General features: G+C 69.2%; 19 protein-coding genes. 9 read left to right on the top strand and 10 right to left on the bottom strand.

All coding sequences use genetic code 11. The annotated features are described in order from the left end of the window. Position 1: 1 nt before the first annotated feature. From KLK06_RS51255 to KLK06_RS51230, 6 genes are all read right to left on the bottom strand, one after another. Positions 2-814 carry a carbohydrate ABC transporter permease gene (locus KLK06_RS51255; protein ID WP_308168838.1) on the bottom strand — a complete coding sequence of 271 codons (813 nt, stop codon included), beginning with the start codon at positions 812-814 and terminating at the stop codon, positions 2-4. Beyond that, positions 811-1,677, bottom strand: a complete 867-nt coding sequence (locus KLK06_RS51250; RefSeq protein WP_214643146.1) for a carbohydrate ABC transporter permease — start codon at positions 1,675-1,677, stop codon at positions 811-813. The genes KLK06_RS51255 and KLK06_RS51250 overlap by 4 nt, the downstream gene beginning before the upstream one ends. Positions 1,678-1,681: 4 nt before the next feature. Next, a complete protein-coding gene (locus tag KLK06_RS51245; RefSeq protein WP_214643145.1) occupies positions 1,682-2,989 on the bottom strand; it encodes an ABC transporter substrate-binding protein in 1,308 nt (435 codons plus the stop codon). Then, positions 2,986-5,283, bottom strand: coding sequence for a TIM-barrel domain-containing protein (locus KLK06_RS51240; protein WP_214643144.1), 2,298 nt, complete (start codon positions 5,281-5,283; stop codon positions 2,986-2,988). Before KLK06_RS51240 ends, KLK06_RS51245 begins: the two co-directional genes overlap by 4 nt. A 367-nt stretch (positions 5,284-5,650) precedes the next feature. After that, positions 5,651-5,827 carry a hypothetical protein gene (locus KLK06_RS51235; RefSeq protein ID WP_214643143.1) on the bottom strand — a complete coding sequence of 59 codons (177 nt, stop codon included), beginning with the start codon at positions 5,825-5,827 and terminating at the stop codon, positions 5,651-5,653. A 541-nt stretch (positions 5,828-6,368) separates the two neighbouring features. Continuing rightward, complete coding sequence (locus tag KLK06_RS51230) at positions 6,369-6,632, bottom strand: substrate-binding domain-containing protein (protein ID WP_214643142.1); 264 nt, start codon at positions 6,630-6,632, stop codon at positions 6,369-6,371. A gap of 101 nt (positions 6,633-6,733) precedes the next feature. On the opposite strand from KLK06_RS51230, the gene KLK06_RS51225 reads away from it, so the two are divergent. Both KLK06_RS51225 and KLK06_RS51220 read left to right on the top strand, forming a co-directional pair. Further along, positions 6,734-8,626, top strand: a complete 1,893-nt coding sequence (locus KLK06_RS51225) for a S8 family serine peptidase (protein ID WP_214643141.1) — start codon at positions 6,734-6,736, stop codon at positions 8,624-8,626. Beyond that, entirely contained in the window at positions 8,545-9,906 is a 1,362-nt protein-coding gene (locus KLK06_RS51220) for a hypothetical protein (protein ID WP_214643140.1), read from the top strand. The genes KLK06_RS51225 and KLK06_RS51220 overlap by 82 nt, the downstream gene beginning before the upstream one ends. Before the next feature lie 369 nt (positions 9,907-10,275). Here KLK06_RS51220 and KLK06_RS51215 read toward each other — a convergent pair whose 3' ends face one another. After that, positions 10,276-10,710 carry a MarR family winged helix-turn-helix transcriptional regulator gene (locus KLK06_RS51215; protein ID WP_214643139.1) on the bottom strand — a complete coding sequence of 145 codons (435 nt, stop codon included), beginning with the start codon at positions 10,708-10,710 and terminating at the stop codon, positions 10,276-10,278. Positions 10,711-10,827: 117 nt separating this feature from the next. Between KLK06_RS51215 and KLK06_RS51210 the strand changes: the two genes are divergently transcribed. Together KLK06_RS51210 and KLK06_RS51205 are read left to right on the top strand one after the other, a co-directional pair. Continuing rightward, on the top strand, positions 10,828-12,066 hold the full coding sequence (locus KLK06_RS51210; protein WP_308168835.1) for an MFS transporter: 1,239 nt from the start codon (positions 10,828-10,830) through the stop codon (positions 12,064-12,066). 59 nt (positions 12,067-12,125) lie between these two features. Continuing rightward, entirely contained in the window at positions 12,126-12,548 is a 423-nt protein-coding gene (locus tag KLK06_RS51205; protein WP_214643138.1) for a heme-binding protein, read from the top strand. A 153-nt stretch (positions 12,549-12,701) separates the two neighbouring features. Here KLK06_RS51205 and KLK06_RS51200 read toward each other — a convergent pair whose 3' ends face one another. Next, complete coding sequence (locus KLK06_RS51200; protein ID WP_250907341.1) at positions 12,702-13,061, bottom strand: helix-turn-helix domain-containing protein; 360 nt, start codon at positions 13,059-13,061, stop codon at positions 12,702-12,704. A 78-nt stretch (positions 13,062-13,139) separates the two neighbouring features. Between KLK06_RS51200 and KLK06_RS51195 the strand changes: the two genes are divergently transcribed. Then, entirely contained in the window at positions 13,140-13,709 is a 570-nt protein-coding gene (locus KLK06_RS51195; RefSeq protein WP_214643137.1) for a carboxymuconolactone decarboxylase family protein, read from the top strand. Between the two features lie 26 nt (positions 13,710-13,735). On the opposite strand, the gene KLK06_RS51190 is transcribed toward KLK06_RS51195, so the two are convergent. Both KLK06_RS51190 and KLK06_RS51185 read right to left on the bottom strand, forming a co-directional pair. Further along, on the bottom strand, positions 13,736-15,001 hold the full coding sequence (locus tag KLK06_RS51190; protein WP_308168833.1) for an MFS transporter: 1,266 nt from the start codon (positions 14,999-15,001) through the stop codon (positions 13,736-13,738). A 734-nt stretch (positions 15,002-15,735) separates the two neighbouring features. Beyond that, entirely contained in the window at positions 15,736-16,746 is a 1,011-nt protein-coding gene (locus KLK06_RS51185; protein WP_214643135.1) for a LacI family DNA-binding transcriptional regulator, read from the bottom strand. 150 nt (positions 16,747-16,896) lie between these two features. Here KLK06_RS51185 and KLK06_RS51180 point away from each other — a divergent pair, with 150 nt between their 5' ends. Genes KLK06_RS51180 through KLK06_RS51165 form a run of 4 tightly spaced genes read left to right on the top strand, consistent with a single transcriptional unit; the run spans position 16,897 to position 22,081 of the window. Continuing rightward, positions 16,897-18,258, top strand: coding sequence for an ABC transporter substrate-binding protein (locus KLK06_RS51180; RefSeq protein ID WP_214643134.1), 1,362 nt, complete (start codon positions 16,897-16,899; stop codon positions 18,256-18,258). Beyond that, positions 18,258-19,172: a carbohydrate ABC transporter permease gene (locus tag KLK06_RS51175; RefSeq protein WP_214643133.1), complete on the top strand. Its 915-nt coding sequence runs from the start codon at positions 18,258-18,260 to the stop codon at positions 19,170-19,172. Before KLK06_RS51180 ends, KLK06_RS51175 begins: the two co-directional genes overlap by 1 nt. Beyond that, complete coding sequence (locus KLK06_RS51170; RefSeq protein WP_214643132.1) at positions 19,169-20,011, top strand: carbohydrate ABC transporter permease; 843 nt, start codon at positions 19,169-19,171, stop codon at positions 20,009-20,011. Before KLK06_RS51175 ends, KLK06_RS51170 begins: the two co-directional genes overlap by 4 nt. A 33-nt stretch (positions 20,012-20,044) precedes the next feature. Further along, entirely contained in the window at positions 20,045-22,081 is a 2,037-nt protein-coding gene (locus KLK06_RS51165) for a glycoside hydrolase family 2 protein (RefSeq protein ID WP_214643131.1), read from the top strand. The last annotated feature ends 46 nt before the right edge of the window (positions 22,082-22,127 follow it).

The raw sequence follows: 22,127 nt of genomic DNA, 5'->3' as shown, positions 1-22,127 counted from the left end.
CCTACTTGATGGCGCCGACCGTGATGCCCCGGGTCAGCGTCCGCTGGAAGATGAGGAAGAACGCGACGGCCGGGACGATGCCGAGCAGCGCCGAGGCGCTGGACATGGTGGCGTCCATGTACTTCTCGCCCTGCAGCACGCCGAGGGCGACGGGGACCGTCTGGGTGTCGTTGGAGACCAGGAAGATGAGCGGAAGGAAGAACTCGTTCCAGGTCCAGATGAAGAAGAAGATCACCAGGACCGACAGCGTGGGCCTGCTGATCGGCACGACGATCCGCCACAGCGCCAGGAACCGCCCGGCGCCGTCCATCCGCGCCGCCTCGAGGATCTCCCGGGGGAACTCGCCGAGGACGGCGCTGAGCAGGTAGGTGCCGAAGGCGGCCTGGATGACGGTGAACACGATGATCACCGCCAGCTTGGAGTCGTACAGGCCTGCCGCCTTGGCCAGGTAGTAGAGCGGGTAGGCCAGCGCCTCCTGCGGCAGCGTGTTGGCCACCAGGAACAGCACGAGGATCCAGAGCCGCCCCCGGACCCGGCCGATGCCGAGGGCGTAGGCGTTGAGCACCGACAGCACCACGGCGAGCACCGCGACGGAGCCACTGATCACGAGGCTGTTCAGCAGCTTCTCGCCGAAGTCGACCCGGGTCCAGAACGCGATGATCCCGTCGAGGTTCAGGCCCTGCGGCGGGCTCAGCGGGCTGCCCGCCGAATACTCGGCGGGCGTCTTGAAGGCGTTGAACGTGACGATGACGAACGGGAACAGCATGACGACGGCGAGCACCGTCATCGCGGCCAGGATCGGGTAGCGTCTCACGACTCTCGCTCCTGGACCCGCAGGAAGGCGAAGGTCACCACGACGATGATCAGCGCCAGGATGGTGGCGATGGCCGAGCCGTACCCGACGTTGGACTTCTGGAAGAAGTTCAGATACGAGAAGTACGAGGGCACCATCGTGGCATTGGCCGGCCCGCCCCTGGTGAGCACGAAGATCGGCCCGAACACCTTGAGCGCGGCGATCGTGCAGGTCAGCAGCACGACGAAGATCTCAGGACGGATCTGCGGGATCGTGATGTGCCAGAACCTGCGCCACCACGAGGCCCCGTCGATCTCCGCCGCCTCGTGCAGGGCCGGGTCGGCCCGCTGCAACCCGGCCATGAAGATGACGACCGGGTAGCCGAGCTGGAACCACACCATCACCGCCATCACGGTGGCCAGCGCGAAGTCCGGATCGCCGAGCCAGTTGACCTTCAGCCCGAAGATCTGGTTCACCGCGCCGTAGGTCGGGTGGAGCATCCAGCCCCACACCACCCCGGCCACCGCGACGGGCAGCACCTGCGGCAGGTAGTAGGCCGCCCGCAGGGCCGAGGCCGTGCGGGGACCGAACCTCTTGCCGATGTAGTCGAACAACGCGGCGGCCAGCACCAGGCCGAGCACCGTGGGGACGATCGCCATCGCGACGATCAGCGCCACGTTGTTGGCGAACGACGTCCAGAACCGCTCATCGTGGAACAGCCGGACGTAGTTGTCCGCACCGATCCAGGTGGGTGTGCCCACCCCTGACCAGCGGGTGAAGCTCGTCGCGACGTTCATCACGAACGGCACGACGATGACCGCGGTGAACAGCACCGCGCTGGGGATCAGGTACGGCCAGTAGCCGCGTGCCGCTCTAGTTGCCAAGGTTCTAGTTGCCAAGGTCGGCGAGGTTCTCGGTGTACGGCTGGGCGATCTCGTCGAGCACCTTGGCCGGGGGCTTGCTGCCGTTGATGAGGTTCTGGACGCCGGCGACGAGGACGTCGTAGTAGCCGGGGGCGGGCCAGTCGGGGTAGAAGGCGAGCTGGTCCTGCGAGGTCAGCTTGTTGAAGTTGTCGATGAGCTCCTTGCTCTTGGGGTCGGTGATGGCGGCGGGGTCGGCCGCGACCGGGACGCCGCCGGAGTTGCCGAGCAGGTTCTGGATCTCCTTGCTCATCGTGATGTCAATGAAGTCGTAGGCCAGGTCCTTGTTCTTGGACTTCTCGGGGACGACCCAGATGTTGCCGCTGGAGCCGGGGGCGAGCTGGTTGCCGGGCCACAGGAACGAGCCCCACTGGAACTTCTTGATCTCCGTCTGGAACCGGCCGTACCACCAGCTTCCGGACACCATGATCGGGAACTTGCCGCCCATGAACGCGGTGGCCATGTCCTCGGCCTTGATCCCGGCCGAGTCCTTGGCGATGTAGCCCTTCTTCACCCAGTCGACCATGGTGTCGGCGGCGTAGGTGAACTCGGGACCATGGAAGTCGACCTTGCCTTTGTAGAGCTCATAGGAGTCGACCCAGGCCCGGTTGGCCTTGCTCAGCGCGAGCAGGTAGAAGATCTGCTGGGCCGGGTACTCGGCGCCGGCGGTGGAGATCGGCGTGACGCCGGCCTTGGCGAACTTGTCGAGCGCGGCGGTGAACTCCTCGAACGTCGTCGGCACCGTGACGCCGTTCTTCTCGAACAGGTCCTTGTTGTAGTAGACCATCACGTACTCGCCGTAGTTCGGCACGCCGAACCACTTGCCTGAGCCCATGATGCCCCGGTCGTCATATTTGGCGGTGGTCTGCAGGCTGGCGGAGAGCAGTTTGTCCCAGCCGCGCTTCGTCGCCTGCTCCGACAGGTCCGTCAGCAGGCCCTGCTTCGACAGCAGTCCGGCGGTGGCGTTGCCCTTGTTGTACTCCATGATGTCGGGCGCCTCGTCGGAGTTGAGCACCATGCTGGCCGTCTTCTGGATCTGCTCGAAGCCCTTCTCCTCGAACTTCACCGTCACGCCCGGGTGGGTCGACTCGAACTTCTTGATCGCCGCCGCCCAGGCTTTACCCATCGCGCCGTCGGCGCTCTCGTAGTGCCACAGCTTGAGCACGCGCGGCTGGCCGCTCGCGGCGGGCTGCTGCTTGTCCGCGTTGGAGCCGCAGGCCGTCAGGGTCAAGGCCGCGACGGCGAGCGCCGCCGCGGCACTTCTCAGCTTGATCATGGTGTCTCCTGGGGGGTGATGACCGCCCGGACCGGGGCGCCCGCCACGGGGGCGAACTCGACCCCGGCGATCCGCTTCGGCCCGGTGACGGTGACGTGCAGGGTGTCGCCGTCGCGGGTGGCGTCGACGACGGTCTCGCCGTCGAGATCGTGGACGGTGGTACGACTGTCGCCGCCCCCGAAGGCGACAAGGGTGATCTCCGAGGGGACGTCCACGGTGTCCCCCGGCGCGGTGACGGGGATCAGCGCGCCGTACCGGACGAACAGCGGGATCCGATCCAGCGGCGCGGAGACGACGCGGTAGCGCCCGCCCTCCAGCAGCTCCCCGGTCCAGTAGTCGACCCACCGGCCCTCGGGCAGGTACACCTGCCGAGTGCCGTCGGGCGCGGTCATGGGCGCGACCAGCAGGTCACGGCCGAGCAGATACTCCAGATCGGCCTGCCAAGCGACGGGGTCGCCCGGATGGTCGACGCACAGCGCCCGCATCATCGGCGCGCCGGTCCGCGCGGCCTCCACAGCCGCCGAGTAGAGGTAGGGCATGAGCCGGTACCGCAGCCGCAGCGCGGCCACCGCCTCGGCCTCCACCGCGGGGAACTCCCACGGCTCCCGGCTGGTGGTGCCGTGCAGCCGCAGCAGCGGGGAGAGCGCGCCGAACTGGGTCCAGCGGACGTAGAGGTCGTCGGCCGGGCGGCCGGTGAAGCCGCCCGCGTCGTGACTCCAGAACGGCACGCCCGACAGGCCGTGGGCCAGGCCGCCGCGCAGCGTGCTGCCCATCGCCGGGTAGCTGGTGAAGGTGTCGCCGCCCCACTGGGCCGAGTGCCGCTGCCCACCCAGGAACGACGAGCGGGCCCAGACCAGGCCGTGCCCGTTGATCTCGCGGGTCACCTCGACGACGGCGTCGTTGAACAGCAGCGTGTAGACGTTGTGCAGGTCGGTGCCGGTCATGCCGTTGAAGGCCGTCGCGTCGTGCGGCACGCCCTCGGCGAAGTCGGTCTTGAACGCCTGGACGCCCTGCTGGAGCAGGGGGCGGAGGAGGTTTTTGAACCATGCGGCGGCGGCCGGGTTGGTGAAGTCGACGATGCCGCAGGCCGGGTAGGAGCCGTGCCAGCAGTCGGCGACGTACGCCTCGCCGTCAGGATTTTTCAGGAAATATCCGGCTTCGGCGGCGGGGGCGAAGGCGGGGCTCAGGTGGGAGATGTAGGGGTTCATCCAGAGGCAGACCTTGAAGCCCATCCCGTTGAGCTCTTCGAGCATCCCGGCGGGGTCCGGGAAGCGGGCCTCGTCCCAGCGCATGTCGGACCAGTGGCCGTCGGTCTGCCAGTAGGTGTCCAGGTGCAGCACGTCGCACGGGATGCCGCGCTCGCGGATCTTCCGCGCCCGCGTCATGACCCGCTCCTGGCTGTCCACGAAGAAGCCCGAGGAGATCCAGGTGCCGAACGCCCACTTCGGCGGCAGCGCCGGGCGGCAGGTCAGCCGGTCATAGCGGTCGAGGATCTCCGGCGGCGTCGGCCCGGCGAGCACGTAGTAGTCGATCAGGTCGTCGGGGACGACGATCTGCACGACGCTGTGCGTGGACTGGCAGACGTCGAACTCCGTCGGCGCCCCGCTGTCGACGACGATGCCGTATCCCCTGCTCGACTGGTAGAAGGGCACGTTCTTGTAGGCGCGCTGCGACTCGGCGCCGAAGGCGTCGAAGTTCCACATGACGGGCCGCTGGCCGCGCTTGTCCAACGGGGTGAACGACTCCCCGAACCCGGTGAACGCCTCGTCGGCCGGCGCGGCGAAGCTCTCGTGGTAGGCCACCGTGACACCGTCGGCGTGGGAGCGCCCGAACGGCAGCGTGCGCATCCGCCCGCTGATGTCGGTGTGCCCCCGGTCCTGCTCCACCAGCGTGGCGCCGGCCGCGTCGGTGAACCGCAGCCGCCACGGGTCCAGAGTGATCTCCGCGCGCAACGAGCCCGCGTCGATGGTCAGCCCGCCGGACCGGCTCTCCACCCGGGCCCCCGCGTACGTGCCCGGGGTCACCAGGGAGATCGCCCGGGCCGAGCGGGCGCGGGCGTCCACGTCCTGGCCGAGCCGGACCCGGATCACCCCCTCCCCCGCCACCCGCACCTGCACGACCAGGCTCTCCTCGGCCGAGGTCACACCCTTCAGCGTCACCCCCGAGTCGTCCACCGCCACCGGCTCGGCGGCGGTCAACGCGGACAGGCCCTGTTCGCCACGCGTACGGACCGGCAGCTCCGGTGGGTCGGCGACGAAGTACTCGTGCGCGACCAAAGGCGGGCGGTAGGGCATGAAAGCTCCTTCAACTGACCGGCACAGGCTCGCGAGTTAGTTTTCCGTCCCAACGAACAAACGTCAACGGTCGCTGATTAGTTTAGATGCCAGCCAAACAAAGGAAGAGAGCGTGCAACGGCCCTGGGCCGCCAGCGCGCAGGCGGCTGGACCGCCGCGAGCTGACCACCCAGGCCTCACGCGGACGCGTGGGGCCTCAGGCGGACGCGTGGGGCCTCACGCGGACGCGTAGGTCCTCACCGTGGGCGCGTACGTCCTCACCGCAGACGCGGGTCTTCACCCGGACGGTGGGTCCTGACCGCAGACGCGGGTCAGAGTCTGCGGATGCAGGTGACCGCGGGTAGGGATCGGGTCCGTGGGCCAGCCCCTACAAGGTGGTGGTCGAGCTCGTCACCGAGTAGTCGGCGGGCCGCCGGCACTCGAACTCGATGCTGACGAGGACATAGACCCCGATGTTGCGATGCTCGGCCACCCGGAAGGGTGACCGCCACTTGCTCTTGCCCGCGCCGGTCGTGCCGAACAGGACGTTGCGATGCTCGGCCACCCGGAAGGGTGACCGCCACGCAACGAGGCCAAGTGCCGTTGCCCAGCCCACATGGAGTTGCGATGCTCGGCCGCCCGGAAGGGCGACCGCCACCAGCCGGCGGCGAGCTTGGTGCGCGCGGTCAGCTCGTTGCGATGCTCGGCCGCCCGGAAGGGCGACCGCCACGGCATCTGATCAGGCAATGCGCCTCTCAAGACCAGAAACCATTCACTAACAATTCACCCATCAAGCAACATACAGGGCCATATCTCCTTCGGAACACCTGGCGCGTCGCATGAGCACTTCAGGTTCCGAAGCACACGACCAGGAAAGCCCATCACGAGTATCACCAACTCACACCTCCCTTGCAAAGAGGATCTGGCCACAAGACGAGCATGGAACACGTGATCGCCGACACCTCGAGGGCGAGGAGCACTCCAGATCGAGCAGCATCATCTGGCCGTCGTCAGCGTCCACTACGTTGCCGATCCACGTGCCGCCGAGGAGGGAGAGGAGGACTTTCGCTCGATGATCGGGGAGGACTAGTTCGCCAGCCAGGGCGTCACCCCGGGCCGCCTGGCAAAGCGCGGTCAGCTCCCGGTGCTCTCCCGGACGATGAGGCAGTGGGGACGACGGTCTCCAACGAGGTAGTGGCCGCGCTGTTGATCGGCTGGAGGAGGATGTCCACCGCTCTGCGGGCGATCTCCGCCTTGTCCGGGGCGATCCTGGTGAGGCTGGGGGTGCTGTACTGGCCCTCCTCGATGTCGTCGATGCCGATCACCGCGTCGTCCGGGATCCGGCAGCCGGCCCTGGTCAGGACGCGCATCGCGCCAGGGCGACGACGAAATGTGGCGGCCGGGAAGACGAATGCGGTCTTCGGCGAAGACAGGAGAGGAAGATCACTCTCCTACGTCTATGAGGTAGATCGTGACTTTAGGCAAGTCGCTCATCGCCGCGCTCGCGGCAGGAGCAATCAGCGCCACACCGGCGTCGGCCCCGCAGGCCCCACCTCAACAGGAGAACGGGGTGACCCTGATCACCGGCGACCGGGTCGTGGTCACCGGGCGGGGGCACCGCGTGGAGCCCGGTCCCGGCAGGCAGGCGGACTTCACGAGTCAGGTGCTCGGAGGCCACCTGTACGTGATACCCGCCGACGCCACGCCGCTGATCGCCCGGGGCGTGCTGGACCGCCGGCTGTTCGACGTCACCCAGCTCCTGGCCTGGAAGTACGGCGACGCCGACACCCCCGACATCCCCGTGATCTCTCAAGAGACCGCCGGACCGGCCGTCGCACCGCAGGGCGCCCAGCGGGTCCGGCAGTTGTCCAGCCTCGGAATGAGCGCGTCGCGCGTGCCGAAGGCGAACGCCGCCCAGACCTGGAAGGACCTGACGGGCGGCGGCGCCCGCGCCCTGGCAGCGGGGCGTACCAAGCTGTGGCTGGACGGCCGCAGGTCGTTCTCGCTGGATGAGAGCGTCAAGCAGATCGGCGCCCCGCAGGCGTGGCAGCAGGGCATGACGGGCAAGGGCGTCACCGTCGCGGTCCTCGACTCCGGCTACGACCCTGACCATCCGGACCTGAAGGACGCGGTGGCGCAGGAACGCAACTTCAGCGACGAACCCGACATCCGCGACACCAACGGCCACGGCACCCATGTCGCCTCGATCGTGGCGGGCAGGAATGAGAAGTATCGGGGAGTGGCGCCGGAGGCGACGCTGGCCATCGGGAAGGTGGGCGGCGCCGCGGGTCCGACCGATTCGGCCATCCTCGCCGGCATGGAGTGGGCGGCCGTCGAGCTCAAGGCCAAGGTCGTCAACATGAGCTTCGGCGACCCGGACGGCCCCGATCTGGACCCGCTGGAGCAGGCGGTCAACACGCTGTCGGGGCGGACCGGCACGCTGTTCGTCGCGGCGGCGGGGAACGACGGCGCTGACGGCAGGGTGCTCAGCCCCGGTAGTGCTGAGGCGGCGCTGACCGTGGGCGCGGTGGACAAACAGGGCCTCCTGGCCGCGTTCTCCAGCCCGGGGCCGCGCGTGAGCGACCACGCGATCAAACCCGACGTGACCGCGCCGGGCGTGGGCATCGTGGCCGCGGCCGCCGCGGGCACCGCCGACGGCCTCCACCGGCCGCTCAGCGGCACCTCGATGGCCAGCCCGCACGTGGCGGGGGCGGCGGCGATCCTGGCCCAGCGTCATCCGGAGTGGACGGGCGCGCAGCTCAAGGCCGCGCTGACCGGCAGCGCCGCGCCCGCCGAGGGCCCGACGCTCTATCAGCAGGGAGCCGGGCTGATCGACCTGGTACGCGTGCTGAAGCAGCAGGTCGTGGCCGCGCCGGGCAACCTCTGGGCGGCCTTCCCGTGGAAGGCCGCCGGCGAGCGGGTGACGACCAAAACGATCACGTACGCCAACGCGAGCGACGCTCCGGTCACCCTGGACCTGTCGGCGCAGGGTGAAGTGCTGAAGCTGCCGGCCGATCAGGTCACGGTCCCGGCCAAGGGCGAGGCCTCGATCACGCTCACCATCGACGCCGGCGGCAAGGCGCCGGGCGACTACCCGGGAACGGTCACCGCCAGATCGGGCGAGACGGTGGTCCGCACGCTGGCCGGCGCCTACGTCGAGCCCGAGTCCTATAACGTCACGCTCACCGTCATCGGCAAGCAGGGCCAGCCGATCAACCCCATGCGCAGCGAGATCTACGACGCGAAGACCGGCACCGTCCACCAGGCGGCCTTCCGGGTGGCGTGGCCAAGATACGACTGCCCGAGGGCGACTGGAACGTCTACACCGAGATCGCGGAGAAGATCGACGGGAAGCGGCTCATGACGATCGCCGACCCCGCGCTGAAGATCGACGGCGGCGACCAGAAGCTGACGGTGGACGCGCGCCAGGGCAAGGTGGCCAAGGTCACGCTTGACGATCCGAGCGCCGAACTTCAGCTCGAGTACGCCCTCGGGGTGACACACGGCGCATGGAACTCCTGGTGGTCGATCAGTGGCGACGTCAACACCTCACTCTTCGTCGTTCCCAGCCGCCGGGCAGGTCTGATTTACGGTCTGGAGACCAGGTGGCTCAGTAAGGACGCCTCTCCCAGCCCGTACGTCTACAACCTCGTCGACCGTCGCACCGACGGCCTTCCCGAGGATCCTGTCTACAACGCCAGGCAGAAGGATTTGGCGAAGGTCACCGCGACCTACCGGGCCTCAGGAGCGGCGGCCACGGGCACGCCGATGGCCGGACTGCGTGACCCTGATTTCCCCGGCTCGGCCCTGATACCGCTGGTCGGCGACATCACCCTGCCCGGTACGCTCATCCGCTACCGCACCCCCGGGCTGACCTACGAGAGCGGGCTCGAGGTCGGCACCTCGCTGATGTTCGACGGCGGCCGGCTCGCCAAGCGCGGCGAAACCAGCGAGGTCTGGAACGCCGCGGTCATCGGGCCGTCGTTCCTGCTGCCGGGCGGCAACCGTACCGGCGACAAGCTGACCTTCTCCGGGGTGGGGCTGTTCTCCGACGGGGGAGCGGGAAGGACGGGGTCGGACACCGCCGCCACCGGCACCGCCACCCTCACCAAGGACGGGAAGGTGCTGACCACCGCCGACCTCGCCAGCTGCTCGATCTACGAGCCGCAAGGGTGCGAGCTGCGCGCCGACCTTGCCTCCGGGCGCGGCTCGTACACGCTGACCGCGTCGATGCGCAGGCAGGTCCCGCACTCGACGCTGTCCACCGGCGTGGAATCGGTGTGGACGTTCCCGTCCGCGCCCACCGCCAAGGAGCAGCCGCTGCCGCTGACCGCGGTCCGGTACAGCCCCGTGGGCCTGGATGACTCGAACCGTGCCAAGCCGGGCAGCGTGACTCGCCTGCCCGTCCGGATCGAGCGCAACCCCGGGTCCGCGCCGGTGGAGGCGGAGTCGGTCCGGCTGGAGATGTCCGTCGACGACGGCGCGAACTGGCGCAGGATCCCGGTCGTCCGCACCGGCTCGGGCTGGTCCGCCACGGTACCGAACCCGAGCACGGCCGGATTCGTTTCGCTCCGCGCGGTGGTGACCGGCACGGCGGGCATCGGACTGACCCAGACGATCATCCGCGCGTACGCCGTCGGCTGACCACCGACCACACCCACCCAGGCCCGGCCCTTACCGGCCGGGCCTGGAAGGCATGACCCAAACCAGCAACGCCGAGGCGTCCGCGTGGGCCACGCTCGACATGGCCAGCCGCCGCGTCGGACTCGACCCGGCCGGTGCCGAGCTGATGCCTGACTTCCACAGCTGTGAAAGCTTTCACCTTGGCCGGCATCACCGTCGAGGACTACGGCACTTCGTCCGGGCTTACGGGCACGACGTCACCTCGTGGGCTGGGTTCGAGACTACGAAAGGCCCCTGGTGACGGACATTAGGTGCCCAGCGTCAGAATCGTCCGCTCAAGATGGTGATGTGATCCCTGGGCCGGGATGAAAAGGTCAGCGTCGGCTTGCGTCAGCGCTTGGCTGCCTGGGTCGCGGTGTCGCCGAGGCGGGTCAACAGCTTCTTGAGCGTGTCGAGTTCCTTGGCGGACAGGTTTGCGCCCAGTGCCGTGTCGAGTTCGGCCACGCGGGCATCCGCGCGATCGAACAGGTCTCGGCCGTGATCGGTAAGACGGATCTCGATGAGAGTGCCGTGCATCGGATGAGAGGCGCGGGCAATCAGGCCGCGAGCCTCCAGGCGGCTGACCGTGCTGTTCATGGTCTGCGCGGTGACGCCGACCTTGCGGGCGAGTTCGGCGGAGGTGATGCCGTCGTGGTCGCTGAGGATGGCGAGCGCTGCCTGTTGGGCGGCGGTCATGCCGAACTCGCGCAGGACGTTCTCCTTGGCCTGCTGAGTGGTCTGCTCAGCGCGTTTGACATAGGCGAGAAGGCGCTCGGAGTAGTGCATGCTGCCAGGTTACTGGCTGGCAACAAACAGCGCACTTGCCTCTATCAGCATGCTTACTGTTAACTGTCAGGCATCGAACAAGGGCCGGGAGCGTGGCTGGAGGATGGGGAGGACTCTGTGGGCAACACGAGTGCGCGCACCGCGATGGCGGTGCGGCAAGACGGTGACAGGCGCCGGTGGGCCGTACTGGCGGTGGGAATGCTCGCCATGACCGCGGGCTGCACGTTCCAGTTCGGCCTGGCCTACCTCATGCCCGCGCTACGCGATGAAGGCTTGTCGTTGAGCACCGCGGGTGTGCTGGCCGCCGCGCCGACTGCCGGGTTGCTGCTGACTCTGGTCGCCTGGGGTGCCGCCGCCGATCGGTGGGGCGAGCGGTGGGTGCTGGCCGGTGGGCTGGTCGCGGCCGGAGCGGTGCTGACGGTGGCAACCCAGATGGACGGCGCGGTCGCGCTGGGTTTCTGTTTCCTGCTGGCGGGGGCTGCCGGCGCCTCCGTACACGCCTCCAGCGGGCGGTTGATCTTGGGTTGGTTCACCGCCCACGAACGCGGTCTGGCGATGGGGCTGCGGCAGACCGCTCAGCCGCTGGGGGTGGCGATCGCGGCGATCGCCCTGCCGGCGTTGGCCGCCACGGGCCGCATCCCGGCCCTGGTGTTCATGTCCGTGTTCTGCCTGGCGGCGGCCGTGTTGGTGGCCGCCGTGGTCCGCGATCCGCAACGGACGCCGGCAGGTTCGGACGAGCGGGCGGGGTCGCCGTATCGCACCTCGATGCTGTGGCGTCTCCACGGCGCCAGCGCCCTGCTGATCGTGCCGCAGTTCACGGTGGCCACGTTCGCTCTGGTGTTCCTGATCGACGAGCGCGGCTGGGATCCCTCCCAGGCGGGGCACATGCTGGCCGCCGCGCAGATCGGCGGTGCCGCCGCGCGGTTGCTGTCGGGCTGGTGGTCGGACCGGGTCGGCAGCCGCATGCGCCCGATGCGCACGGTCTCGGTGGCTATCGCGGTCGTTGTCGCGATCTTGGCCGCGGGTGCGGCGGGCGGATCCGCCATCGCGGTCGGTGCGGTGGTGGCCGCCTCGATCGTGTCCGTCAGCCCCAACGGGCTGGCGTTCACCGCCGTCGCGGAGCACGCCGGCCGCGCCTGGGCCGGCCGGGCGCTGGGCATCCAGAACACCGCGCAGAACGCGGTCGCCGCGGCGACCCCGCCGATCATGGCCATGGTGATCGGAGCCGACGGGTACGCGACCGCGTTCGCGGCTGCTGCGGTCTTTCCGCTGCTGGCGGTTGCCGTGATCCCCGTTCGCGTCGAGAAGCGGCGCCACTCAGCACCCGCGGCAGCCGACACCGCCCAGGCGCGCTGACCCCGAAGGAACAGCGGCCCTCTCGAGCTCGTGTCGGACAATCGCCTAAGGAGATATCGATGAAGTACGTCACGCAGAACCCGTCCATCACCCACGCCGCAGCCCGCGCCATCATCGACGCGGCCGTCGAGGCCGCTGGGGAAACCTCGATCGCGTACGCCATCGCCGTCGTCGACGCCGCCGGGCACCTGACCGCGTTCATCCGCATGGATGGCGCGCCGGTGATGGCCGCACAGGTCGCCCAGGACAAGGCCTACACCGCCGCAGGCTTCGGGATGAGCACCGAGCAGTGGCACGAGTTCATCAAGGATGATGCCCCGCTGGCCTTGGGCGCCCCCACCGGCGTCGACCGCCTGGTGGCGTTCGGCGGCGGGATCCCGATCACGGTCGACGGCCATATCGTCGGAGGCATCGGCGTGTCCGGCGGCCACTGGAGCGACGACATCAAGATCGCCGGAGCAGGCATGACCGCGATCAACTGACAGCGCGTCGGCTGGAACCGGCCCCCGACACCGGCTCAGCCCCGCTCTCCAAGTACCGGCACCGGTGATCGCTCAAATGCTCGGCTACAGCGACGAGCCAACCAACCGCGTCATCTCAGAGGTCGCCAGTCCTGGGCCCGATCTGGAGTCGGGTCAGTGGGGCTGTTCAGGTGAGCGTGCGTGGATGGTCTCGGCCCAGGCGTCGGCCCAGATGTTGAGCTCGTGGAGGGCGGGGCCGAGGGACATTCCCACGTCGGTCAGCGTGTAGCCGGCCTCACTGGGGGCGACCAGATCGGCGGTCGTCAGTTCGTCGAGGCGCTGGTACAGGACGCTGGAGGACAGTCCTTCGCAGCGTGCGAGTAGCGGGCGCGCGCCGAGCGGGCCGTCTCGCAACTCCCAGATGATCCGCAGCGCCCAGCGGCGGCTCAGTAGGTCCATGGCGGCCATCAGCGGCCGGCCTGTCTTGGAGCCGCGGACGGGCCGGCCAGGAAGCGGAGTCCGATTCGTGGACATGCCCCTCCTTGTGTTTCGTTTTCCGAAACATTAGCATCGAGGCGGCCGTTTCGATTTCCGAAACACCTGGGAGGGTGGATGTCGCGCATAGCGCTTGTGGAGCCGCCGTACGAGCCCGAGGTCGGGGCGCAGTTGGAGAGCATGATGCCGACGGGTGTGCCGCCGATCGGGCTGTTCAGGATGTTCGCCGGTAATCTTCCGATGACCGGTGCGATGCACGGATGGGGCCGTTACGAGCTGGGGCGTCAGCTGACGCTGAGCATGCGGGAGCGGGAGATCACGATCGCCCGTACGTGTGCGCGGTGCCGCTGCGAGTACGAGTGGGGCGTGCATGTGTCGATGTTCGCCGAGCGGGTCGGGCTGACCACCGCGCAGATCGTCTCGGTGACGCACGGGACGCCCGACGATCCGTGCTGGGAGTCCCCGCGGGAACGCCTGCTGATCGAGGCCGTCGACGCCCTGCACGCCAACTGCGACATCGACGACGCACTGTGGGCCCGGCTCGCGGAGGTCATAGACGACGGCCAGCTCCTCGATCTGCTCCTGCTCTGCGGCTGGTACCACGCGATCAGCTTCGCCGCCACCGCGGCACGCGTGCCCCACGAGCCGAACACCCCAAGATTCGCCGACTTCGCTCCCGCGAGCTGAGAGATGCGAGTGGCGACGGCGGTGGGCTATGTGTCGCGGGAGGGGACGGCTTGCTGGACGATGAGAGCGGCGGCGAGGCACACGGCTCCGGCGACTGCCATCCCGGATGAGGGGCCGAGAGCCGCCATCACCCCGGTGGCGGCGGCCAGGGTGAGAGTTTCCAGGCTCATCCGCGTCGTGCTGAACAGCGCGGCGCCCGCCCCTCCGCGATGGGAGGGCACGTACGTGAGCGCCTGCCCGTCCGGGACGCCTTCGGTCAGCCCCAGGCACAGCCCGATGACCCCGGCCGCCACGAGAAGAGCGGCAGGATGGTCGGTCACCTGGAGGATGACGGCGGTGACGGTGCAGGCGAACAGGGCGGTTGTCACCATCTGCCGTGCCAGTCGGCGCGCGAGCCGAGCGGCAAGGAGCGGAAGGACCGTCGATGGCACGGTCAGCAGGCTGAGCATGATCGCCGCCTCGCCTGGACCCATGTTCTGGACAGCGCCGAGCTGCGGGAGGACGGTCAATCCCACCACGAGCATCCCCATGAAGGCACCCGTCGCCACGGCGTACGCGCGATAGGCGGGGATCCGCAACAAGTCCACGGGGATCGCGGGATCAGCTGCGCGCCGTTCCACGCGGATGAGCCCGGTGGCGCCGGCTGCCGCGACGAGGATGAGCACGCCCGGTCCCCACCACGGGACGCCAGCCCCAAGGCCAGGCCCGAGTGCGGTCACCACCGCGGCGATGGTCACTCCGAACAGGACGGCGCCGGCAAGGTCGAAGTCATCGGACACCTCGGGGCTGCGAAGACCCGGAAGCCCGAGCGTGACCAAGGCCGCGACGGCGGCGACAGCCCCCGGCGCGACGAAGACGAGCGGCCAACCTCCCACGGCCATGAGGGCCTGGGCGACGATCGGTCCCAGCGCCAGGCTGCTGCCCAGCACGACGCCCGCGTAGCCGTACACCCGACGCCGCTCCTCCGGCGGGTACACGGCCAAGACCATCGACGATCCACCGGCGGCGCACATGGCCGCCCCGACGCCAGCGACCGCACGGAGGGCTACCAGAGACGACAGGTCCGGAGCGAGGGCCGACAAGACCCCGGTGGCCGCGACGACGATGTTGCCGACGGCGAAGAACCGGGTGCGGGCGGTACGGTCCGCTGTCGCCCCCGCCAGCAGCAGGGCCGCGGCGAAGAGCCCGTTGTAGGCGAGGACGATCCACGGGCCCAGGGCATCCGCACCGGGCAACTGCGCGGTCGCGTCGGGGACAGCCGCTGTCGCGCCGGTGATGGCGAGCGGGAACACCGCGGTGGAAATGAGGTCAGCGACAAGGACACGCCGACGTTGACGAGAAGACAAGGCGAACATGGGTGCGCTCCGGAACAAGGGAAATCCGAGCGCCACGAAGGCGCTCCTGGCCAAGGCTCAGGAGCGACGGCGAGAACTGGGGTTTTGCGCCGTCGCTCTCAGCGACGGCGCACCTTGTCTGTCTTCGGCACGAGCACACGCTAGCAGCGTGTCGGCGTACGACGCGTACCGGTGTTGCGCTGGTCCGGCAGGGTGGCGGCCCGGTATTGGCTAGGGGTGGCGCCAAGGTTGCGGACTCACACCCTGCCACCTCATAACGCCGTGCTACACACCCGAGGGCCGGCGCAGCGAAACGCCCGGCGAGGAATCTCCCCGCCGAGCGTCTTTCTGGGTTGAGCGTTGAACTCAGTGGCGGTGACGGCGACGACGGCGCGCAAGTTCCGCACCAGAGCTGCCGCCTGAGAAGATATCCGGCGGCATGGGCACCGGCGGGCGGGTCATGCCGAGGAAGCGCAGAATAAACACAGTGTTCTCCGTGGAATTTCTGGTGTCAGCGGGGATGGTTACTGACCCCGCTCTCCACGGCTACAACCCATCGGATGCCCTGAGCCTGCCCGCCGAGAGGGCTTCTGACCTGGATTTTTACCGTCCGAGCCCATGCCGAGACTCAGGCTGGGCATCCCCCGGTCGGGCTTTACGCCGTGAATACAGGCACGTGAGGGAGCCGTCGGTCAGGTCGCGGTGCTCTCCCGGACGATGAGGCGGTGCGGGACGACGAGCTCCGACGGGGTGGTGGCCGTGCCGTTGATCGACTGCAGGAGGATGTCCACCGCCAGGCGGGCGATCTCCGCCTTGTCCGGGGCGACCGTGGTGAGGCTGGGCGTGCTGTACTGGCCCTCCTCGATGTCGTCGATGCCGATCACCGCGACATCGTCGGGGATCCGGCGGCCGGCCCTGGTCAGGGCGCGCATCGCGCCGAGGGCGAGCAGGTCGTTGTAGCAGAACACGGCGTCGGGCGGGTCGGGCAACGCGAGCAGGTGCTCCATCGCCTCCAGGCCCAGGCGCCGGTGGAAGCGGGGAGTCGGGACGATGAGCCGGTCGTCCACGGCCAGTCCCAAGCGGGCGTGTGCCTGGCGGTAGCCGGACGTGCGGAGCTGGGCGGTCTCACCGGTGGCGTACGGCTGGTCGCCGATCGCGGCGACGCGGCGGCGGCCCTGCTCCAGCAGGTGCGCGGTGGCCTCACGGGCGGCGGCGACGTTGTCGATGGCGACGTGGTGGAAGCTGCCGTTGAAGATGTGCTCGCCGAGCAGCACGATCGGGACCCGGTTGCCCCGCCCGCGCAGGTCCTCGGCGGAGATCGCCAGCGGGCTCAGCAGCAGCCCGTCGAACATCGTCGCCCGTGAGTCGCGGGCCAGCAGCTCCCGCTCCCGCTCGGCGTCGCCGTCGGTCTGGTCGACCATCACCACGTAGCCCTGCGCGCGGGCCGCGGTGATCACCTCACGCACCAGCTCGGCGAAGTAGGGGACGTCCAGCTCGGGGACGACCAGGGCGATCATCCCGGTACGCCCCTGCTTGAGGTTGCGGGCGATGAGGTTGGGGCGGTAGCCCAGCTCGTCCAGCACGACCTGCACCCGGGCCCGCAGCTCGTCGGAGACCGGCGCGTAGCCGTTGACCACGTTGGACACCGTGCGAATCGAGACATTCGCCCGTTTGGCGACGTCACGCAGCGTTGGGCCGGCCATGTTCCTCCTCGGTCGTCGTTCTGGATCATAACTCACTCTTGCATCGTTGCAGAGGCACATGCATGATGTCTGCATCGTTGCAGAGCTTTCACCAGGTCGCTTCCCCTACTGTGGGGACGACTGTGCCGTACCCCCGCCGGAGGAGTAAAGATGTCCACACCCGCCATGGCCCGCCGCGGCTTCCTCAAGGGAGCGCTCGGGATTGGCGCGCTGGCCGCGGCCGGCGCCTGCGCTCCCGGCGGCGGCACCAGCGCGGCGCCGAGCAAGCTGGCCAAGCCGACCACGACCTCGTCCGCGTCCGCCAAGGGCGAGATCACCATCTGGAACCGCTCCGGAGACCTGTTCAAGGTGTTCGACGCGGCGATCGGGAAGTTCCGGGAGGCCTATCCCGGGGTCAAGGTGAACCACCAGGCCGTCGACATCGACGCCAAGCTGGCCAACACCCTGATCAGCGGCACCGACGTGCCGGACGGCAGCTTCTGGGACGACGCCAAGATCGGCGGTCAGTCCGAGCACCTGTACGACCTGACCGACCTGATCAGCCCGTACCGCGACAAGATCGCGCCGTACAAGCTGTCCGTCAACACCGTCGGCGGCAAGATCTACGGCGTGCCGTGGGATCTGGACCCCGGCCTGCTCTGGTACCGCGAGGACATTTTGCAGGACGCCGGGGTCGACCCGGCCGGGATCAGCACCTACGACGACCTGCTGACCGCCGCCCGGACGATCAAGGAGAAGGACCCGAAGACCAGGCCCATCCACCTGGACAAGAACCCGTTCCTCGGCCAGCTCTGGCTGGAGATGCTGGCCAACCAGCAGGGCACGAGCCTCGCCGACGCGCAGGGCAAGCTGCGGCTGGAGTCGGCTGAATACCGGCGGACGCTGGGCTGGATCCAGGACGCGGTCAAGGGCGAGCTGGTCACCCACGCGCCCTACCTGGAAGCGGCCGACATCAACACCCTCGACAGCGGGCAGCAGGTGTTCGTCCCGTGGGCGATCTGGTGGTCGTTCGCGCCGCAGCAGCTCCTCAAGGCGACCAAGGGCAAGTGGCGGGCCGCGCCGCTGCCCGCGTGGACGCCCGGCGGCGCCCGCAGCGGCGCGATGGGCGGCAGCAGCTTCATCATCCCCGCCAAGGCGAAGAACCCGGAGCTGGCCTGGCTGCTGTATGAGTTCCTGTGCTTCACCGAGCCCGGATACACCGCCGTGTACGGCCCCAACAGCATCTACCCCGGCGGCCTGTCCACCTCCGTGCCCTCCTTCAGCCCGGCGCTGCGGCCGGACAAGCCGCTGTTCAAGCCGATCGACGCGCTCGGCGGCCAGGACCTGTGGAAGGTCGCCGTCGAGGCCGCCGCCACCATCCCGGCCGCGGCGCCGCTGCCCGTGTGGTGGGCCCAGTCCGTGGACTATCTCGGTGACAACACCCAGCGCCTGATCGAGGGGAAGATGTCCCCCGACGACGTGATCGCCGAGTCGGCCAAGAAGATCCAGCGCAACCTGATCGACCGGTCCTGATGGCGGGTCTCACCGCCACGACGGCCAGGCGGGCCGCCATCGGCTCGCGGCGCCTGCCCCGGCTGTCGCCGTACCTGTTCATCGCCCCGTTCTTCGTGGTCTTCGCGGCCTTCGGCGTCTACCCGCTGATGTACGCGCTGCGGCTCAGCTTCACCCGCTGGCGCGGCGCGGGCGAGGCCACCTGGGTCGGCGTGGGCAACTACGTCTATCTGCTGACCAACCCCGACTTCTGGGCCTCGCTCGGCAACAGCGCGGTGATGTGGCTGCTGATCGTGCCGATCCAGGTGGTCGCCGGGCTGGGCGCGGCGGTGCTGCTGGCCAACGCGCGGCTGCGGCTGCGCGGGTTGTTCCGGGTGGCGTTCATCGCGCCGTTCGTGACCCCGCTGGTGGCCATGGCGCAGGTGTGGATCGTGGTGTTCGACGAGGACTACGGGCTGGTCAACCACGTGCTCGGCCTGGTGGGCCTGCCCGCCGTGGGCTGGCTGACCTCCACCGCGTGGGCCAAGCCGACGCTCGCGCTGCTGTTCCTGTGGAAGACCACCGGATTCGCGATCATCATCCTGCTCGCCGGGCTGCAGGCCGTTCCCGGAGCGGTGTACGAGGCCGCCTCGATCGACGGCGCCTCGCGGTGGCGGCAGTTCTGGTCGCTGACCGTCCCGCTGGTCCGGCGGAGCATCGCCTTCCTGGTGGTCGTGCAGACGCTGGCGGTGTTCCAGATGTTCGCCGAGCCGTACGTGGTCACCGAGGGCGGCCCGTACGGCTCCACCACCACGGCCGGCCTCTACCTCTATGAACACATCTCGGCATCCGACCTGGGCACCGGTGCCGCCAACTCCTTCCTGCTGGTGCTGCTCGTGTTCGGCCTCTCGCTGGGCGCGGTCCGGCTGCTGCGCCCGAAAGAGGAGGTTTCATGAAGCAGGCCCGGCCCGGCCCAGTGCAGTACGCGGTGCTCGTGCTGCTCGCCATCGCGTTCCTGTACCCGATCTGGTGGGCACTCAGCTCCTCGCTCAAGCCGGCCACCGAGATCATCACCAGCCCGCTGTCGGTGGGCGCCGTGACGCTGGACAACTACCGGGCGATGTTCGCCGACGTGCCGATCGGCACCGGTTTCGTGAACACCGCGCTGGTCCTGGCGGTCAAGGGCGCGATGACGATGGTGTTCTGCCCGCTGGCCGGGTACGCCTTCGCCAAGTACACCTTCCCCGGCAAGAACGCGTTGTTCGGGGTGGTGATGCTCACCCTGATGCTGCCCACCCTGGTGCTGATCATCCCGCTGCTGCTGGAGATGAGCGCGCTGGGCTGGGTCAACACCTACCAGGCGCTGATCCTGCCGGGCAGCGTCGACGCGTTCAGCATCTTCTGGATGCGCCAGGTCATCGCCGCCATCCCGGACGAGCTGCTCGACGCCGGACGGGTGGACGGCGCGAGCGAGTTCGGGGTCTTCTACCGGGTCGTCATCCCGGTGATCCGGCCCGGCCTGGTCGCGCTGGCGGTGCTGACCACCATGAACATCTACAACGACTTCGTCTGGCCGGTCGTCGCCGTCAACGACACCGAGCACCAGACCCTCCAGGTGGTGCTGTCGACCCTGGCGCAGAACGTCACCGGCAACCGCGTCGGCGCCGACTTCGCCACCGTCTGGGGTGAGCTGCTCGCCGCCGGCAGCATCGCCATGCTGCCGCTGCTGGTGATCTTCATCCTGCTGCAGCGCCACTTCATCAGCGGAATCCTCGCCGGCAGCGTCAAGGGCTGACCGGACACCCCTCTCTCTCATGATCGGAGCACCATGACGCCGCGTGCGGAATACCCCCGGCCCCACTTCGACCGGTCGCACACCTGGTCGAGCCTGAACGGCGACTGGGACTTCCGGGCCGACGCCGACGAGGACTGGGACCGGACCATCACCGTGCCGTTCGCCTGGGAGACCCCGGCGTCCGGCATCGAGGCCCACTGGCTGCCGGTGGCCTGGTACCGCCGCCGGGTCGCCGTACCCGCCGGGTGGGCGGGGCAGCGGATCGTCCTCCACTTCGGGGCCGTGCACCACGAGGCCACCGTCTGGGTCAACGGCACCGAGGTGGCCCGGCACGTGGGCGGCTACACGCCGTTCGAGGCCGACATCACCGACGCGCTGCGTGACGGCGAGCAGGAGATCGTGGTCCGGGTCTCCTCCCCCGCCGACAAGCGGGAGATCGCGCACGGCAAGCAGCGCAGCGTGCCGCGCGACGACTTCGACGGCGTGTGCTTCACCCCGTCGTCGGGCATCTGGCAGAGCGTCTGGCTGGAGGCGCGGCCCGCGACCTACCTGGCTTCGCTGAAGCTGCGCCCGGCCGAGGGGCTGGATGGCATCGCCGTCGAGGCCCGCGTCGAGGGACCGTCTCCGGCCACGCTCCGGCTGACCCTGCGCGGCCACGGAACGACGGTGGACGTGACGGTCTCCGATGGTGCCGCGCGGACTGTGGTGGCGGTCACCGAGCCGCGGCTGTGGTCGCCCGAGGACCCGCACCTCTACCACGTGGACGCCGAGCTGGTCTCGGACGACGGCACCGACCGGGTCACCGGCTACACCGGGCTGCGCCGGATCGAGGTGTCCGGCGAGGACCTGTATCTCAACGGCCGCCGCCTGTTCGTACGCGGCGTGCTCGACCAGGGCTACTGGCCGCGTACCGGCATCACCGCGCCCGACGACGCCGCGCTGCGCCACGACATCGAGCTGGCCGCCGCGGCCGGCTACAACCTGGTGCGCAAGCATCTCAAGCTGGAGGACCCGCGCTTCGTCCACCACGCCGACACGCTCGGCATGCTGGTCTGGGCCGAGCCCGCCGCCACCGGCCGGTTCTCGGCGGAGTCGGTCGCCGCCTTCGAGGCGCAGATCGCCCCGATGGCCGAGCGCGACGGCAACTCCCCCGCGATCGTCATCTGGGGCCTGTACAACGAGGAGTGGGGCCTGGACTGGGACATCCCCGGCGACCCGGCCAAGCAGGAGGCCGTCGCCCGCGCGTACGACCTGCTCAAGGCCCTCGACCCGTCCCGGCCCGCGGTCGACAACTCCGGCTGGGCGCACGTGAAGACGGACCTGCTCGACTGGCACTACTACGACGAGTCCGCCGCCTCCTGGGGTAAGACGATCGCCGCGCTGCTCGACGGCGAACAGGACGACTTCCCCGTGCCGCTCGGCCCCGACTACGTGGTCCGCAAGAAGCTGACGGGGACGCCGGCGCAGCCGCTGCGCGGCCTGCCGAACCTCAACAGCGAGTACGGAACCGGCTTCACCTCCGTGGAACGGGCCTGGCAGTTGCGCTGGCAGACCCAGGAGATGCGCCGCCACGACCGGCTGGCCGGGTACGTCTACACCGAGCTGTACGACATCGAGCACGAGTCGGCCGGGCTGCTGGACTTCGAGCGCCGGGCCAAGGACCTGGCCGGGGTGGATCCGGCGCACGTCAACGCGACGACGACGCTCGTCCTTGACGTGGTCCCCGTCGCGCCCGGCCGTGACCTGCTCAGCGACACCGGGCGTGTCACGGTCCCGGTCCGGATCTCCCATCACGGCACGGAGTCGGTCAGCGGTCACCTGCACACCGCCTGGTCCCCCGTCTACGGGCCCGCCCCCTCGCGGCCGGGAACGGCCGGAGCGGCGGCCGAGGCCAAGCCGTTCCTGCTCGGCGCGCCCGCCGAGGTCCACGCCGAACTGCCCGACGGCTGGACCAGCGGCCGCCTGCACATCGCGCTCGTGTCGGACGGCGCCGTCCTGGCCCGCTCCGCCGTGGACGTGGACACCCACACCGCCCCGGTCATCGGCGACGACCCCCAGGCCCGCCCCTGAGCCCGCCTCCCCCTGAAACGTCCCGGTGAGATCCGCTCACCGGGCC

Source organism: Nonomuraea sp. NEAU-A123 (assembly GCF_018603905.1).
GTDB lineage: Bacteria > Actinomycetota > Actinomycetes > Streptosporangiales > Streptosporangiaceae > Nonomuraea.
The sequence above is the reverse complement of the archived record's forward strand: the minus strand, read 5'-3'. Positions and strand labels throughout refer to the sequence as shown.

Excerpts from the sequence above, each read along its gene's own strand:
- KLK06_RS51175 (WP_214643133.1), top strand. The coding sequence starts at position 18,258 with ATGGCGGGTCTCACCGCCACGACGGCCAGGCGGGCCGCCATCGGCTCG.
- KLK06_RS51215 (WP_214643139.1), bottom strand. The coding sequence starts at position 10,710 with ATGCACTACTCCGAGCGCCTTCTCGCCTATGTCAAACGCGCTGAGCAG.
- KLK06_RS51185 (WP_214643135.1), bottom strand. The coding sequence starts at position 16,746 with ATGGCCGGCCCAACGCTGCGTGACGTCGCCAAACGGGCGAATGTCTCG.
- KLK06_RS51200 (WP_250907341.1), bottom strand. The coding sequence starts at position 13,061 with ATGTCCACGAATCGGACTCCGCTTCCTGGCCGGCCCGTCCGCGGCTCC.
- KLK06_RS51170 (WP_214643132.1), top strand. The coding sequence starts at position 19,169 with ATGAAGCAGGCCCGGCCCGGCCCAGTGCAGTACGCGGTGCTCGTGCTG.
- KLK06_RS51245 (WP_214643145.1), bottom strand. The coding sequence starts at position 2,989 with ATGATCAAGCTGAGAAGTGCCGCGGCGGCGCTCGCCGTCGCGGCCTTG.
- KLK06_RS51195 (WP_214643137.1), top strand. The coding sequence starts at position 13,140 with ATGTCGCGCATAGCGCTTGTGGAGCCGCCGTACGAGCCCGAGGTCGGG.
- KLK06_RS51240 (WP_214643144.1), bottom strand. The coding sequence starts at position 5,283 with ATGCCCTACCGCCCGCCTTTGGTCGCGCACGAGTACTTCGTCGCCGAC.
- KLK06_RS51165 (WP_214643131.1), top strand. The coding sequence starts at position 20,045 with ATGACGCCGCGTGCGGAATACCCCCGGCCCCACTTCGACCGGTCGCAC.
- KLK06_RS51205 (WP_214643138.1), top strand. The coding sequence starts at position 12,126 with ATGAAGTACGTCACGCAGAACCCGTCCATCACCCACGCCGCAGCCCGC.
- KLK06_RS51180 (WP_214643134.1), top strand. The coding sequence starts at position 16,897 with ATGTCCACACCCGCCATGGCCCGCCGCGGCTTCCTCAAGGGAGCGCTC.
- KLK06_RS51230 (WP_214643142.1), bottom strand. The coding sequence starts at position 6,632 with ATGCGCGTCCTGACCAGGGCCGGCTGCCGGATCCCGGACGACGCGGTG.